Genomic DNA, 14,919 nt, shown 5'->3' with positions numbered 1-14,919 from the left:
CGTCGTCGGGCCGGACCCGTGTCAAGGCGCGAAGTGACGCTCCCGGCGGCACCCCGGAAGAGGACGAGGCACGCTCGTCGCAGCGGTTCCCCGTTCCGCCCGCACTCCTGAGGACTGCATGGACCCCTCCCCCGACGCCCCGGTCGAGACGCTGCTGCCCGCCGAGGAGCCGCACTCTCGCAGCCTGTCGATGACCAGCGTCGTCCTCGGGCTGTGCTCCATCGTGGTCGGCGCGATCCTCGTCGTCCCCGTGATCGGGATCGCCCTCGGCATGGTAGGACTGCGTCGGGAGCCCTACCGCAAGCTGGCGCGCACGGGCATCACTCTGAACTGCGCGATGCTCGCGCTCTTCGGGGCGGTCCTCGTCGCCATGATCCTGTTCAGTGGTGAAGCGAGCGAAGCGCCGTGAGCGGGCGAGCGGCGGGCTCCCGGCCATGATCCCCCTTGCCGTCCTCGGAGCGGTCCTGGCCGGCGGACTCGCGCTCCACGTGATCCGGCCCGCGCGGATCGCCCTGCACCGACTCGCGCTCGGACGGCCGGCGCCCTCGCCTGGGCAACCGCAGGCAGAGCCGGCCGCGCCGAGCGAGGACCAGGAAACGCAGACCGGCCCCCGGTGACCCGACGACGACCCCGGCCTTCTCCACCGAGGCGCAGGGACTCGTCGGTGACGATCGGGCCAACCGTCCTGCGCTTCTCCGCCGGGACGCGGTCCTCGGCGCGACCGGGAGCCGCGTCAGCCGAGAGCCGCGTCGGCCGAGAGCGAGAGCGAGAGCGCATGCCGCTGCACGTCCCGCAGCTGCCTCCTCGCGGTGCGCTCGCCGCGCGCGAAAACCTCGAGCGTGGCCCGTGCGGTGCGGTTCGCGCAGTGCCGTTCGAGGTGTCGATCCGTCGCGGACGGGCCGTGAGCGACGGATCGGACCGGCCGGGGGCGGCGGGGTGCGACGCGGGACTGGCGCGAGGCGGGGGAGAGCTGGGCGCGGAGGCCGGGGCGCGCCTACTCTCGGGCATGACCGCGATGGCTCCGCAACTCCGGCACGACCGCTTGGTCACCCCCGACGTGCTGCGAGGAGTGGCGGTGGTCGCCATGCTGATCGCGCACGCGATGCCGCTCGTCCCGAGCCGACGGACGGGAGCTTTCGGCCTCCTCGCCTGGAACGTCAACGACCTTGCGTCGCCGCTGTTCGCGCTGGTGATGGGGATGTCGGCGGCGCTGGTGCTCGCGCGGCCCGGCGCCTCCCCCGGCCGGGTGCTGCTGCGGAACGCGATCCGCGGCGCCGTGCTGGTGGCGCTCGGGGTGTGGCTCGGCATCTGGGGCAGCTGGATCGCGATCGTGCTGCAGTACCTCGGGGTCGTGCTGGTGCTCGGCACCCCGCTGCTCCTCCTCCGCTCTCGGCTGATCGCCGTGGTCGCCGCCGTGCTGGCGCTCGTCGCCGGGCCGCTGAACGCCGCGGTAGCCGCCGCGGCACCCGGCTCGCCGCTCACCCTCTGGCTCTTCACCGGGCCGAGCTACCGCGCGACCAATCTGCTCCCGTTCTTCCTCCTCGGCGCCCTGCTGCTGCGCCACGGAGCCCGGCGCGACCGCCTGCTGCCAGTGCTTGCGGCGGTGGCGGTCGTCGTCTACCCGGTGCGGCTCGTGGTCGAGCCCCTGCTCGGAGCAGAGACCCTCTCCGGAGGCCTGCCGGACACACTGCACGACCTCGGGCTCGTGCTCGCGACATACGTCGCGGTGGTGCTGCTCACCACCTCGCGCTCGGCAGCCGTCCAGCGCGCGCTGGTGCCGCTGCGGGCGATCGGCACGCTGGCGCTCTCGGTCTACGTGCTGCAGGTCGCCCTGGTCGCGGCGCTCGCTCGCGCGGGCTTCGGCTACGCGGCCGACGCTCCGCTCGCCGCGCTCGCCCTGGTGCTCGGGCTCTGCGGGGCGGCACTGCTGTGGTGGCGCGTGCTCGGCGCCGGCCCAGTCGAGCGGCTGACGTCGCGGCTCACGGGGCTCGTGCCGCGGTGAGCGGCGGACATGTCGAACCGGAACTGAGTTGTCGCAGACGCTCCGGGGTCCGGTGAGCGCTGCCCGCCACACCAGGCAGGACACCGCGAACAAGACCGAGGCATGGGCGGCCGAGCGCGCCGCCCTTCCGCCCGAGCTACGCGCATCGCGCGAGACGGTCGCGGCCTCGTTCCCAACCGGGAGCCCGTACCCACGACGCTCTCCCCGCAGGAGAATGAAAGCGCCAACGCGTTGCTCGCCCAGCGCACACGGGAGGCCAGGTCGCGACCGCGGCGGACTCGACCGATAGCGCCAGGCGTGACAGGCACAGGGGAGAAAGCCGGCCGCGGAGTCCAAGGGAGTCCTGCCCCACCTCATCGAGGCGCTGTCGCGGCCGTGAGCCCGAACGTGACGCCCTCAGCCGCTGGCTGACCTCACCCAACTTGTCACAGCCTCCGTTTACGATGAGGCGCACGCATTGCTGATCGGAGGTACGTAGTGAGCATCCGCATCACGGTAAGCCCGGAGGTTCTGCGTTGGGCCACTGACCGTGCCGGCTGGACCGACCTCGCCATCCATGATCGCTTCCCGCGCTTCGATTCCTGGCTCGCTGCGGATCCTTCTCCGACCTTGAAGCAGCTCCAATCCTTCGCTCGAGCGGCGCACGTCCCATTTGGTTACCTCATGCTTCCGACGCCTCCTGAGGAGTCCCCACCCATCCCGGACTTTCGAACGCGCGGCGACCAGGCTCGGGCGGAGCTCTCTCCGAACCTTCGAGACACCATTTATTCTTGCCAGCGCCGTCAGGCGTGGTACAGAGATTTCGCGATAGCGCACGGCTTTGATGAGGTAGCGCTGGTCAAGATCGCTTCTATCGGTGATCCGATCGAGCCGGTCGCGGACCACATTAGCTCTGCGATTGGATTCGAGATAGAGGGCCGTAGTCGCTTTCGCAGCTGGGAAGGCGCCTTCCGTCAACTCATCGATCTGATCGAAGCGGCGGGCGTCCTTGTATCCGTCAACGGAATCGTGGGTTCTAATGCCCGCCGAGCGCTGGACCCGGACGAGTTCGGAGGATTCGCACTCGTCGATACTTACGCGCCGCTCATCTTCGTGAATGCCGCGGATACGAAGGCAGCCCAGATCTTCACGATCGTGCACGAGCTAGCGCACATCGCTGCGGGAGAGTCCGCGCTCTCCGACCCCGGCGTTGCCGCCTCCGACCATGATGCGCATGAACGTTGGTGCAACCACGTCGCCGCCGAGGTCTTGGTGCCACGAGCGACTCTGCCTGCGGCGTTCCGGGGAACGGCTGACGCGCCCGAGCTGGACCGCCTCGCCACGGTCTATCGCGTGAGCACCCTCGTCGTATTGCGCCGTCTGTTCGACATCGATCTGATCGGTCGGGACGAGTACCGAACCCGCTATCGAAACGAATTGACGCGTGTTCGAAAATCGGCTCGTGGATCCAGCCCGAGCGGCGGGAACTTCTACAAAACGCAGCCGCTCCGCCTCGGTCGCCGCTTCGCGCGCGCAGTTGTAGCGGATGCGCGTAGCGGGGGAACAACCTATGGCGACGCCTTCCGGCTCCTCGGAACGGCGAAGGCCGAGACGTTCGGGAAGCTTGCAGAGGAACTCGGGGTGGCGGCGACGACCTCGCAACGTGGGTCCAAGAGCACCTCGGCATGTTTGAGTCTGCGGACGCCGTCACGGCAGTCAAGCTGACCGAGTTGGCGCAATGGGCAAGCGACGGCACGTTCACCCAGGCTGCCATTGATGAGTTCCTGAGCGTCGCCGACTACTACCTCGTGGCTCATGCGGCCGCACACGGACACACCGTCGTCACGCACGAGGGATACCAGGCCAACGCCCGCAAACGAATCCTCATCCCGAACGCTTGCCGAGCGCTCGGAGTCCCGTACTGCACTACCTTCACAAGGCTGCGGGACCGAGACGTCCGACTAGCGCTCGACGTCCCCTGACCCGACTGGACCACGACGAGGGGCCGATCCGCGAGGACGAAGCATGCATCTTTCAGGAGGTCGGATCCGATATCTTATTTGCCGTCTTCCGCAAGCCGGCCACACCCTCGATCTAGCCGACTACCACTGAAGGGAGGCGCACTATGGCAACCATCCGCGCTGAAGTATTCCCCGCGGGGGATTCCTCGCCGACGAGCTCGAGGCGCGCGGCTGGACTCAGGCCGAGTTCGCTGAGATTCTTGGCCGTCCTCCCCAGTTCGTGTCCGAGATCATCGCCGGCAAGAAGGAGATCACTCGCGAATCTGCGGCGCAGCTCGGCGCGGCCCTGGGAACGTCGCCCGAGATGTGGCTGGAGCTTCAGGACTAGTACTTCCTCTGGCGTCAGGGGCAGGATCAGCGCACCCAGGCGTCTCTAGGAGAGGTTCGGGTGCGTGCGCGTCTGAAGGAACTCGCGCCGATCTCGATAGCGTCGAGCGACTCACGACTAAGCACATCCTTCCCCAGAAGGAGCTGCGCAACAAAATGCCCTTCGAAGTTGTCGGAAGCCTCGGGAACCTTCTCCTCGTAAACGATTCGCTCAACACCCTACTCGGCGACAAAGACTTCGAGTCCAAGAAGCGCATCTTGCGGAGCGATGGACTCAACTATGACAGTGGAGGAGTTCTCGATGCGGCGGAGTGGACCAAAGACTCGATCGTGGCCCGGATACGTCTTCTTGCCGAACGGGCATATGACGACGTATGGATGCTCCCGCTGTAATCGAGACTCACGTCCGCCCGACGGCTTGCCGCCCGCTTCACATCACGCGACGATCAGTTCCCGGCCGGTCACGTGACGATCGAGGTAACCGAGCTGATTCATCAACGTCCGGACCACGGCTTTGCCAAGCTCCAGGGGGACGGCATTGCCGAGCTGGCGCTGAACGTCGGCGCGGGGCCCGTCGATCATGAAGTCGTCGGGGAAGGACATGAGCCGCAGCATCTCGTTGACGCGGAGGCGTCGTGCGCGTTCTTCGCCAGAGGCGGTGCGGACGTTCTCCCAGTGGAACGGGCCGACCCACGGGCCGGGCTGAGCCTGGAGTGTGGTGGATGGCCGGTCAGGGTCGAGGCGGAGCAGGAAGGTCCAGTAGCGACTGCGCCATTCGAAGTGGTTACGGCCGCCGTAGCGTTCGGTATGCCACAGGTAGTTCTGACCAGGCGGGATCTCCGCGGCAAGTTCTCCGTAGTTGCCGTCGACGATCTCGTCTTCGGCCGCGCGCACGAGTCGGGGCAGTCCGGCAAACGCCTGAGAGGTGGTGATGTGCGGGATTTTGCTGGCGTCGACGGTACGGCTGTGCTCGCTCCATCCGGAGTGGGTGGGCTCGGGGAACTCGAACTTCTTCCCGTCACGGCGCCCGACGACGAACACACGGCGACGAAGCTGCGGGACCCCGTAGTCCGCGGCCAGCAGCACCTTCCACTGCGGGTTGTAGCCGAACTCGCCGAGTCCCTTGAGGAGCCGGTCGAACTGAGCCTTGTGGGTCTTGTACGTCAGGCCCTGCACGTTCTCCAGGATGAACGCCTCTGGGCGTGACTCGCGCACGACACGGACGTACTCGTCCAGCAGCGAGGCATTGGGGTCGCGGCTCTCGCGCTTCTGCTCCAACCAGAACCCGGACTTGCTGAACGGGGTGCACGGCGGGCCGCCAACGACCAGCACCGGCTCCTCGGCCCGCAGCCCTGCTGTGGCGAGGATCTGCTCGGTGGGGACCTGTCGGATGTCGCCGGTGAGGGTCGTGGCGCCGTCGAAGTTCGCTTTCAACGTCCGCAACGCGGGCTCGTTGTAGTCCGTCGCGACCGACACGCGAAGGAGGCCGCTGCCAGGGTCGCCGGCCGCGAGGGGCTCGGCGTCGGCACGTTCGACGGCGAGGTCAAGGCCCCCTGCTCCGGAAAACAGGCTCACCACCGGAAGCTGCTCGCCCATGTGCCACCTCTTCCTCAACGTGCACGCACGGCCCGGCCCCTGCAGGCAATGCGTGTCCAACCAGTATCGTCGACACGAGTATGCCGACAGCCACCGACATACCCACCGTGACCAAGGGCATCGGTGGACAACCCGAGCCGGAAGAGGTTCTGTGGAGGAAGAGACGCTCGCCGGACGCGCCTTCGGCGAGGTCTACCGCGTCCAGGGGCGCAGCGACTTACACGCATTCCTCCTCGACGCCGTACGTGCCTCCGGCGGCCGTGTGCTGTATGCGAGCGACCGACACCGCGCGCCGGTCTACCTCGGCGTGCAGCTGGACTCCGACGAGCGGATCGGGATGCTCATCTACCCCTTCCGCGTCACCGGGAACTCGATCAAGAACCGTCCCGACGACGAGGTCCGCGGACAGCTCCGCTACGGCGCCGAGGAGTCCTGGAAGCGAGAGCACCCCGTCGGGCGGGATGTCGCCGGCGTGGACGTGACCATGATCCTCGGCGTCGACCTCGCCGACGGCGTCATCCTCGGCCTGGACGCCAACCTCTGGGACCCTCTGCCGATGGGCATCTCCTTCTATGCCAAGGACGCCGAGATCCAACAGGCCGCAGCGTCCGGCTGGCACGTCTGGGAGAAGATCAACCGGCCAGGAACGAAACGCTCCGAGCCCCGCTCCCCCACCAGCCTGGAGACAGTCGTCGCGTTCACCCCCGACCGCCTCATCGAGTACGCACGTCTCGAACGACGAGCGACCTCTCTGCGCTTGGACCCGCCGCTGCGATACTCGGCTGCTGTCGCACTCGCAGACAAGACGGCGGTCGACGAGCTGCCACGTCGGCACGTGTTGGAGGAGCAGTTCGCACTCACCAGCGAGCAGATCCTCGACATCATCGGCGGCCGTAACCGGCTTTCGGTCGCCGTCCGCGGTGGGGTCGCCGAATACCACCTGGAGCACCTGCTCGACAGTTCGCCCGACATCGCCGCGGTCGAGCGGCTCGACGTGGACGCGATGCACGACTTCAACGTCACCCTCTCGGACGGCAGGGTGAGGAGAGTCGAGTGCAAGAACGCAAGCCCGAAGACCTCCGCCAGCGGCAGCTTCAAGGTCGAGGTTCAGAAGACCCGGGCCTCCAAGGGAGATCCCGCCTCGCGCTTCTATCCCGTCGACGGGTTTGACGTCGTCGCGGCCTGCCTCTTCTCACCGGCTGGACGATGGGAGTTCCGTTACGGGCTCACCTCACGTATGGCGCGGCATAAGGACTTTCCCGACCGGCTCGCGCCGATCCAGACGATCACCGACGACTGGGCGGAGAGCCTATCCGCCCTCAGGGAGTGACCTCTCGTCGGTCGCGCACGACGTCCACGACACTCGTGGCGAGAGAGGTGGGAGCTTCGTGTTTCCAGAACCGCAGCACGCGCCAGCCTCGTTCCTCCAGCAACTCGGTGGTCTCGATATCGCGGAGCCGGTTTCGACCGATCCTGCCCTCCCCGTAGTCGCGGTTTGTCGACGGCGTCTTAAAGCGCTTGGGACAACCGTGCTAATAGCATCCGTCGATGAGCACCGGGCGGCGTTACGAGAAGCCCACGGCGTGTACATAGCTCGAGGCTACGCGCCTCGCTGCCATGTCAGAATCCAGCCCGCGTGCCCTGCCGCCGTCCCACGTGGCGGATGTGTCTCATGACGCAAGAACGATCCTCACGGATATATTCAGCCGTAGGAGGCTGTTTTCGACGAGGAGCAGCAATGACTGCACAGCCTGCCCAGACCCCGAATTTTTAGTACAGTCATAGCGCATCGACTTCGCGCTTCAAGAATGGTGTGTATATAGACACATACTCTCTCGCGCGAAAAGTCTGGCGGACCGCGCTCGCCTAGAACGCTCCGATGGTCGAGGACCGACTCGCTCGCTGGTCGTGAGCACCCGCCGAGGACGGCCCGTGCGCCGCGAGCACCAGGTCGCGCACCGCGGTGGCCGGGAGCGACGCGGCGCCGGGCGGCAGCAGGTCCGCGTCCGAGGCCAGCACGAGCGGAGTGTCGGCCGACGAGGACGGCAGCCTCCCGTGGGTGCCGCGCACCAGCGACGCGTCCAGCGGCACCAGGTTCATCGCGTAGCGCAGTCCGAGCGCCTTCTTGGCCAGGTTGCCCGCCGCCTTCGCCTTCACCAGCGGGTCGGCCGGGTCGAAGAAGAGCTCGGCCGGGTCGTAGCCGGGCTTGCGGTGGATATCGACGCCGCGGGCGAAGTCGGGCGCGCGGTCGTCGTCGAGCCAGTAGTAGTAGGTGAACCACGCGCCCGGCCGGGCGACCACGACGAACTCGCCCGAGCGCTCGTGGTCGAGGCCGTAGCGGGCCTGCGCCTCCCGATCGAGCACCTCGTCGACGCCGTCGAGCGCCTCGAGGAGCGAGCGCACCCGCGGCAGATCGGCCGCGTCCTGCACGTAGACGTGGGCGACCTGGTGGTCGGCGACGGCGAACGCGCGCGAGGTCCACGGATCCAGCTGCTCGCGGCCGTCCTGCACATACACCTCGAGCAGGCCCTCCCTCCGCAGCGCCCGGTTCACGTCGACCGGGGTATCCGCGTCGGCGATCCCGTACTCGGCGACCACGATCACTGACGCGCCCTGTGCCTCCGCGTCATCGAGGAGCGGAGCGAGCACCACGTCCAGCTCCGTCGCGGCCCGGCGCGCCTCGGGCGAGTCCGGTCCGAAGCGCTGAAGGTCGTAGTCGAGGTGCGGCAGGTACGCCGTGGTCAGCTCGGGCGGGCCGGAGCCGTCACCGGCCAGCACGTGCCGGGTCGCGTCGACCATCCACTGCGTCGAGCGCAGCGACGCGGTCGGCCCCCAGTACTGGAACAGCGGGAACGCGCCGAAGCGCGACACCAGCTCGTCGTGCAGCGCCGGCGGGCGCACGTAGGCGTCGGGAGACTTGCGGCCGTCCGCGTGGTAGATCGGGCGCGGAGTGACGGTGACATCGGTCGTCGCCCCCATCGCGTACCACCAGCCGATGTTCGCCGCGCGGTACGGCTCCCCGCCGCGCCGACGCGCGGTCTCCCAGACCTTCTCCCCGGTGACCAGGCGGTTGTGCTGGCGCCAGAGGTGCACCTCGCCGAGGTCGCGGAAGTACCAGCCGTTGCCGACGATCCCGTGCTGGGCGGGCATCGACCCGGTGAGCATCGTGGACTGCACGCTGCAGGTGACCGCGGGCAGGATCGTGTCCAACGGCAGCCGCCCGCCGTCGCGGGCGAGGCGCGAGAGGCGGGGCATGTCGGCGAGCGCCGTCGAGGTCAGCCCGACCACGTCGAGCAGCAGCACGGGCCTCACAGCGCCGCCGCCTGCGGGAGGAGGGGCGCCAGTAGCGCGTCGCGGGAGGCGGGAGTGAGCAGGTGCTCGGCCGCCCAGGCGAGTTCGGCGCCGATGCCCGTAGAGAGGTCGCTCGGCGCGTCGGCGAGCACCGACCAGGTGTACGTCTCGACGTCGAGGTGGATCTCGTCGTACGGCCAGGCCGCGTCGACCGCGGAGACCGCCTCCACGAGCACGGCCGTCGTCGCCGAGAGCGGCGCCTCCGGCCGGTGGTGCAGCGGCACGTGGAAGTGCACCCGCCAGGGGCCGGTACCGGGGAGCGTGTCGAGCGCCTCCGGCACGTCATCGACGCGGAGCACGCCGTCGATCCCGTTCTCGCGGGTCTGGTGCAGGTAGCGCTTCTCGACGAACGGAGCCAGCGCGGCGCGGCCGGCCGGATCCTCCAGGTGCAGCGCGGCCGAGGCCTGCACCTTCACCACGCGCAGGCCCGCGTCGCGGATGCGCCGGACGGCGGTGGCCGGGTCGGCGAAGGAGACGGCGAGGTGGCAGGTGTCCAGGCAGACGCCGACGAAAGCCGGATCCACCACTCCGAACCGCGGGTGCAGCCAGTCGACGACGTCGTCGACCGTATCGAGGATGCAGCCGGGCTCGGGCTCGATCGCCAGGCGGATCGCGTGGCCGGTGGAGCGGCGCAGGTCGCGCAGTTCCTCGACGAGGCGGGCGAGGTTGCGGCAGGCCGCGTCGTCCTGCTCCTGGCCCCAGCCCTCGCGCCAGCCCAGCGGCAGCGTCGAGATGCTGCCGTCGGCGCCCGCGGGCAGCAGGTCGGCGAGGACCCGCGCGCAGTCGATCGTGTACTGCAGGCGCTCCGGGGTGGTCCAGTCGGGCCGGTAGACGTCGAGCTTGACGACCTCGGCGTGGAACGCGGCGTACGGGAAGGCGTTGAGCGTGCGGACTTCGAGGCCGTTGCGCTGGAGGGCCGCCCGCAGAACGGCGCGGTCCTCGGCGCTCGCGACCAGCCGGGCCGCGAGATCCCGCGGGATCCACAGACCGACTCCGACCAGCGCGAGCCCGGCGGCCACGCGCGCGGGTCCGGCGTACACGTCGAGCTGGCGGACCACTCCGGCCAGGTCCTCGGCGGGGTGGACGTTGGTGCAGTACGAGAGGTGCATCAGAGGACCTCCGCCATGCGCGGCGCGCCCCGGAGCACGGAGTTGCCCTCGAAGGTGCGGCTCGCTCGGGCCACGTCGACACCCGCGACGGGCGAGAGGTCCAGGCGTCCGCTCTGCCCGTAGAACTCGACCGGGTTCTGCCAGAGCAGCCGGTCCACGTCGGCCGCGCTGAAACCGGCCACGAGGAGCAGGCGGCCGGTCTTCGCGGTCGTGAGCGGATCGGAGCGGCCCCAGTCTGCGGCGGAGTTGACCAGCACGCGGTCCAGGCCGATCCGCTCGACCAGCGTCACCAGGCGGGTCTCGTCCATCTTGGTGTCGGGGTAGATCGAGAAGCCCATCCAGCAGCCGGAGTCGCGGACGGCGTCGACCGTGACCTCGTTGAGGTGATCGACCAGCACCTGACCGGGCGCGAGCCCCGAGTCGGCGACCACCTCGAGGGTGCGGCGGGTACCCGACTCCTTGTCGCGGTGCGGGGTGTGCACCATCGCGGGCAGGCCGTGCTCGCCGGCGAGCTCGAGCTGCTGACGGAAGACCTGGTCCTCCTCGGGGGTGAGCGAGTCGTAGCCGGTCTCGCCGACCGCGACCACGCCGTCCTTGGCGAGGTAGCGGTCCAGCTCGGGCAGCACGGCCCGGCAGCGCGGGTCGTTCGCCTCCTTCGGGTTGAGCCCGATGGTGCAGTGGTGCCGGATGCCGAACTGCGCGGCGCGGAAGCGCTCCCAGCCGATCAGGGCGTCGAAGTAGTCGGTGAACGAGCCGACGTTGGTGCGCGGCTGGCCGAGCCAGAAGGAGGGTTCGACAACCGCGCGGACGCCGGCGTCGAACATCGCCTGGTAGTCGTCGGTGGTGCGGGAGGTCATGTGAATGTGCGGGTCGAAGATGCGCATCGTCGCGCCTTTCTCATCGGTGGTGGTGGGCCCGCGGTCGGGGCGACGTTCGGGGGCGGTCAGCTCGGCAGGAGCACCGCCAGATCGTTCGGGAGAGGGCGCCCGGCCGCGCGGCGCTCGTCGGCGAAACGTTCGGCCATCGCCCGCAGCTCGGCGTCACTGCGCTCCTGGAGCCCGGCGACCGCTGCGAGCGGGATGCCGAGGAAGACGAGCTTGAGGACCCCGTGCCGCCAGGCGTGCGCGTCGAGGTGGCCGCGGGCGAAGGGGCCCATCGCGACGGCGACGAGACCGGTGTCGTTGGCGCGCAGGGCGTCGGCGGTCAGCTCCAGGCCGACGGCGGTGGTCGCAGGACCCGGGCCGGCCAGGGCGTTCAGCCCGGCCAGCACGCCGCGGCGCTCGGCGCCGTCCCCGCCGCGGTAGAGGCGGAGGAGGAGCACGGCCAGGTCGTCGTCCGTGAGGGCCTGCGCCGCGGACTGCACCAGGGCGGCGCGGGCTGCGTCGTCGTGCGTGCCGTGGACCAGGCCCTGCGGATCCTCGGCAGGCCGCACCGGTTCGCGTCCGGCTTCGCGACCCGCAGTGGGGAAGAAGCGCTCGATCCGCGACGGGCGCTCCAGGACCGCGACGCGGGCGGACGTGGTCCACGGGTGCTCGACGTGCGCCGAGGCGCCGCCGCGCGCCTCCTGAATCGCCGCGATGCTCGCGATGGCCACGCGTGGCGCGTCGTGCGAGTGCCGGGGCAGCTCGACGGCCGCGATCCCGCTGTAGCCGATCTCGGCGAGGGTGGCGAAAGCCGCAGCGAGGTCGAGGGAGCCGGTACCGAGTTCGAGGTGCTCGTGCCGCTCCGGGAGCATGTCGTCGACCTGCACGTTGAGCAGCAGGCCGGCGGCGCTGCGGAGGGCGCCGACCACGCCCTCGGGCTCGACCACGACGCAGTGCCCGAGGTCGACCGTCAGCCCGAATGCGTCCGGATCGCCGAGTTCGCGGCGCAGCAGCAGCGCGTCGGCGACCGTTTCGACCAGCATCCCCGGCTCGGGCTCGAATGCCAGCCGCACACCGTGGCGCTCGGCCAGGGCGACCAGACCGCGCATCCGCTCGACCAGGAGACGCCAGGCCGCAGCCCGGTCACCGCCCGCGGGCACGACGCCCGACCAGAGCGAGACTGCGTCGGCGCCCAGCAGCGCGGCGATCTCGATGGCGCGCTCCACGAACCGCAGCCGCGGTTCCGCCTCCTGATCGACCAGCGTGGGCCGGTGCTTGGTGAAGGGATCGAGCAGATAGCGGGCGCCGGTCTCGATTACGACACGCAGGTCCAGCGCCTCGAGCCGCGACCGCAGCGCGAGCGTCTGCTCGCGGCAGTCGGCAGCGAACGGATCCAGGTGCGGGTGCCCGAGGGTGAGCGCGACGGCGCGGTAGCCGGCGGCGTGGATCACGGTCAGCGCGTCCTCGAGAGTGTGGTCGGCGAAGCCGTTGGTGCCGTAACCGAGCACGGGTCCGGTGACGCTCATGTGATGTCCGCCGTCCGCGGGCGGCGGAGCAGGAGGGAGCCGAGCGCGTCGAGCGCGAGCAGCGCGGCACCCAGCTCCGGCCGCTTCAGTCCGGTCAGTGCGGCCTGCAGCGGGATCATCCCGGTGATGCCCGCGCGGGTGGCCGTGCGTGCGGCCGCCGCCGTCGGCGTCCTCGACGCCTGCAGCTGCGCGGTGAGCACGAGCAGGAGCCAGCGACCCAGCCCCGCGGTGACGACCGCGGCCGGGGCGGCCCGGCGCTCGGCCAGGACGCCCCCCGCAGTGGACAGCGCGATCGACGCGGTCCCGGCCGCCGCCGCTCCCGCCGCGACCGGGGTGGTGCCGTGCACCTCGCCGCGCGAGAGCACAGTGACGCCCAGCGTGTGCGCGGCAACGGCGGCGGAGGCGGGGGCCGCCGCGCGCACGCCGTCCGCGCCCGCGCCGAGCAGCACGTCGAGTCCGCGGCAGGCCGCCATCACGACCGGGCCCAGCGGAGTCGGCTTCGCGAGCAGGTCGTACGACCAGATCGTCGCGGCGAGCGGCAGCGAGAGCGCGAGCGAGCGCCGTCCGTCCACGACGGCCGCGACCGCGACGCCCGCCGCGGTCAGCACGGCCGCCGTGCCCAGCGCCGCCGAGCGGCGGATCCGCCCCGACGGGATCGGCCGCTCGGGCCGCTCCCGGGCGTCGAGCTCGGCGTCCGAGTAGTCGTTGAGCGCCATTCCCGCCGAGTAGAGCAGTGCCGAGGACAGCGGGAGCGCGAGGGTGCCCGCCCCGAGTCCGCGGCCTGCCCAGGCTCCGCCCGCGAGGGTGTCGCCGATCACCGTCAGCGCTGCCTTCGCGCGGACCAGCTCCAGGTAGTCGCGCAGCTCAGCCATCGCTCCGCGTCCTGCTGCTCACCGGGGTGCGGCGCTCGGCGACGAGCGCACCGGTGCGGGCGGCCCAGGCCACCAGCTCCGCGGTCTGCTCGGCGAAGCCGTGCACGTCGCTCCCCCACGGGTCTTTGAAGAAGAAGCCGAGCTCGCCGACCGGGCCCGAGACTCCAGCCTCGTCCGCGAGCGCCAGCAGGCGGGCGAGGTCGAGGATCAGCGGGGCCGCGAGGGCGGAGTCGTACGCCGACCAGATCGTCTGCACGGTGATCCGCGAGCCGAGGAAACCCTCGGCGTGCACGTGGTCCCACGCCGTCTTGACGTCGCCGAGGTCCGGCACGTTGTCAATGTGCAGCGGAGTGACCACATCGTCGCCCAGCAGGCTGCGGAGTCCGCGGTTCTTCGAGACGAGCTTCGAGCGCACCGCCTCCGGGTCGGCGAGGGTCTGCCCGTCGCCGCCGCCGAGCAGATTCGCGCCCGCCCACGAGAGCACGCGCATCCCGCGCGCCGTGAACATCGGAGCGAGCACGCTGCGCAGCAGGGTCTCCCCAGTCTTACCGTCCTGCCCCGCGATCGGGATCCCGGCCTCGGCCGCCCACTCGTCCAGCGCCGGCAGGGCCAGCGCGGTCGACGGAGTGAAGCAGGCGTAGGCCGCGCCCGCGACGACGGCCGAGAGGGCGGCGATCGAGCTCGGCGGTAGCAGGTGCTCGCCCGGACGCGCGAGGGCGGTGCGGAGGGCGGCGAGGTCGTGGAACTCGGGGCGGTCGGCCGGCAGCACCTCGGTCGAGGCGACGTCGATCACGACGACCCGCGCGAGGCCGTGGCGCTCGCGGAAGGCGACGATGTCGGCGGCGCGCCGGTCGATCTCCTCCTGCTGCGAGGCGGCGTCGGTGGGAGCGAGGCGGATCTCGGCGTCGGTCGCATCGATGCGCTCGGCGACCTCGGCGACCACCGAGGTCGGGAACATGCCGCCGGCCGCGAGGCCCGTCGCCTTCTCGAGCAACGGGGTCGGCGCGACGTCGTGGCCGCCGACGACGATGTCGGCGAAGCCCGCGAGCGGGACATCCTCGAAGGCGGGGGTCGCGGTGGCACAGCCTGAGCTGGGCGCGGCACCTGCGGCGATCGCGTGCAGGCCCACAACGGCCGTGGTGGCGACGCTGCCCCGGGCCCCGATCAGCCAGAGGCCGATGCGCTCGCCCGATCGGGAGGCGCATGTGCTGGTGGTATCGGACGAGGTCATCGTTCTCTCCTGTCGGGAAGGGCGGGCGGGGCGGAAAGTGCG

Annotated in this window: 13 protein-coding genes and 1 pseudogene; 7 read left to right on the top strand and 7 right to left on the bottom strand. The window is 70.3% G+C overall.

The window, feature by feature from the left end; genetic code table 11:
• Positions 1-118: 118 nt before the first annotated feature.
• The 6 genes and pseudogenes from C5D07_RS04730 (at position 119) to C5D07_RS16410 (ending at position 4,722) form a co-directional block, all read left to right on the top strand.
• The gene (locus C5D07_RS04730) at positions 119-409 is read left to right on the top strand and encodes a hypothetical protein (RefSeq protein WP_068250629.1); all 291 of its coding nucleotides are present in this window, start codon (positions 119-121) and stop codon (positions 407-409) included.
• A 492-nt stretch (positions 410-901) separates the two neighbouring features.
• Positions 902-2,002: a DUF418 domain-containing protein gene (locus C5D07_RS04720; protein ID WP_167542328.1), complete on the top strand. Its 1,101-nt coding sequence runs from the start codon at positions 902-904 to the stop codon at positions 2,000-2,002.
• 477 nt (positions 2,003-2,479) lie between these two features.
• The gene (locus C5D07_RS04715) at positions 2,480-3,706 is read left to right on the top strand and encodes an ImmA/IrrE family metallo-endopeptidase (protein WP_084415735.1); all 1,227 of its coding nucleotides are present in this window, start codon (positions 2,480-2,482) and stop codon (positions 3,704-3,706) included.
• A pseudogene (locus C5D07_RS04710) lies at positions 3,652-3,963 on the top strand (DUF4411 family protein); the annotation flags it as partial. The gene C5D07_RS04715 and the pseudogene C5D07_RS04710, both read left to right, overlap by 55 nt.
• A gap of 166 nt (positions 3,964-4,129) precedes the next feature.
• Positions 4,130-4,330: a helix-turn-helix transcriptional regulator gene (locus C5D07_RS16065; protein ID WP_308470996.1), complete on the top strand. Its 201-nt coding sequence runs from the start codon at positions 4,130-4,132 to the stop codon at positions 4,328-4,330.
• Complete coding sequence (locus C5D07_RS16410) at positions 4,309-4,722, top strand: HNH endonuclease family protein (protein WP_373408362.1); 414 nt, start codon at positions 4,309-4,311, stop codon at positions 4,720-4,722. Before C5D07_RS16065 ends, C5D07_RS16410 begins: the two co-directional genes overlap by 22 nt.
• Before the next feature lie 42 nt (positions 4,723-4,764).
• On the opposite strand, the gene C5D07_RS04695 is transcribed toward C5D07_RS16410, so the two are convergent.
• Entirely contained in the window at positions 4,765-5,925 is a 1,161-nt protein-coding gene (locus C5D07_RS04695; protein WP_104258806.1) for a DNA cytosine methyltransferase, read from the bottom strand.
• A gap of 151 nt (positions 5,926-6,076) precedes the next feature.
• Between C5D07_RS04695 and C5D07_RS04690 the strand changes: the two genes are divergently transcribed.
• Positions 6,077-7,255: a hypothetical protein gene (locus C5D07_RS04690; RefSeq protein WP_104258805.1), complete on the top strand. Its 1,179-nt coding sequence runs from the start codon at positions 6,077-6,079 to the stop codon at positions 7,253-7,255.
• Positions 7,256-7,791: 536 nt separating this feature from the next.
• On the opposite strand, the gene C5D07_RS04685 is transcribed toward C5D07_RS04690, so the two are convergent.
• The 6 genes from C5D07_RS04685 to C5D07_RS04660 are packed head-to-tail and all read right to left on the bottom strand — an operon-like array spanning position 7,792 to position 14,877.
• Positions 7,792-9,237, bottom strand: coding sequence for an alkaline phosphatase family protein (locus C5D07_RS04685; RefSeq protein WP_104258804.1), 1,446 nt, complete (start codon positions 9,235-9,237; stop codon positions 7,792-7,794).
• Positions 9,234-10,385, bottom strand: a complete 1,152-nt coding sequence (eboE, locus tag C5D07_RS04680; protein WP_068250616.1) for a metabolite traffic protein EboE — start codon at positions 10,383-10,385, stop codon at positions 9,234-9,236. Before eboE ends, C5D07_RS04685 begins: the two co-directional genes overlap by 4 nt.
• A complete protein-coding gene (locus C5D07_RS04675; RefSeq protein WP_104258803.1) occupies positions 10,385-11,269 on the bottom strand; it encodes a TatD family hydrolase in 885 nt (294 codons plus the stop codon). Before C5D07_RS04675 ends, eboE begins: the two co-directional genes overlap by 1 nt.
• Before the next feature lie 59 nt (positions 11,270-11,328).
• Positions 11,329-12,774, bottom strand: a complete 1,446-nt coding sequence (locus C5D07_RS16060; RefSeq protein WP_104258802.1) for an EboA domain-containing protein — start codon at positions 12,772-12,774, stop codon at positions 11,329-11,331.
• Positions 12,771-13,646: an SCO3242 family prenyltransferase gene (locus C5D07_RS04665; protein ID WP_068250607.1), complete on the bottom strand. Its 876-nt coding sequence runs from the start codon at positions 13,644-13,646 to the stop codon at positions 12,771-12,773. Before C5D07_RS04665 ends, C5D07_RS16060 begins: the two co-directional genes overlap by 4 nt.
• Positions 13,639-14,877, bottom strand: a complete 1,239-nt coding sequence (locus tag C5D07_RS04660; protein WP_104258801.1) for an inositol-3-phosphate synthase — start codon at positions 14,875-14,877, stop codon at positions 13,639-13,641. Before C5D07_RS04660 ends, C5D07_RS04665 begins: the two co-directional genes overlap by 8 nt.
• Between the last annotated feature and the right edge of the window lie 42 nt (positions 14,878-14,919).

Source organism: Rathayibacter tritici, assembly GCF_002932875.1.
Lineage (GTDB): Bacteria > Actinomycetota > Actinomycetes > Actinomycetales > Microbacteriaceae > Rathayibacter > Rathayibacter tritici.
Note: the sequence above shows the minus strand (reverse complement) of the source record. Positions and strands in the feature narration are given on the sequence as shown.

Bases quoted from the DNA above. Each gene is read 5' to 3' on its own strand.
- C5D07_RS04660 (WP_104258801.1), bottom strand. From the start codon at position 14,877: ATGACCTCGTCCGATACCACCAGCACATGCGCCTCCCGATCGGGCGAG.
- C5D07_RS04665 (WP_068250607.1), bottom strand. From the start codon at position 13,646: ATGGCTGAGCTGCGCGACTACCTGGAGCTGGTCCGCGCGAAGGCAGCG.
- C5D07_RS04675 (WP_104258803.1), bottom strand. From the start codon at position 11,269: ATGCGCATCTTCGACCCGCACATTCACATGACCTCCCGCACCACCGAC.
- C5D07_RS16060 (WP_104258802.1), bottom strand. From the start codon at position 12,774: ATGAGCGTCACCGGACCCGTGCTCGGTTACGGCACCAACGGCTTCGCC.
- eboE (WP_068250616.1), bottom strand. From the start codon at position 10,385: ATGCACCTCTCGTACTGCACCAACGTCCACCCCGCCGAGGACCTGGCC.
- C5D07_RS04730 (WP_068250629.1), top strand. From the start codon at position 119: ATGGACCCCTCCCCCGACGCCCCGGTCGAGACGCTGCTGCCCGCCGAG.
- C5D07_RS04695 (WP_104258806.1), bottom strand. From the start codon at position 5,925: ATGGGCGAGCAGCTTCCGGTGGTGAGCCTGTTTTCCGGAGCAGGGGGC.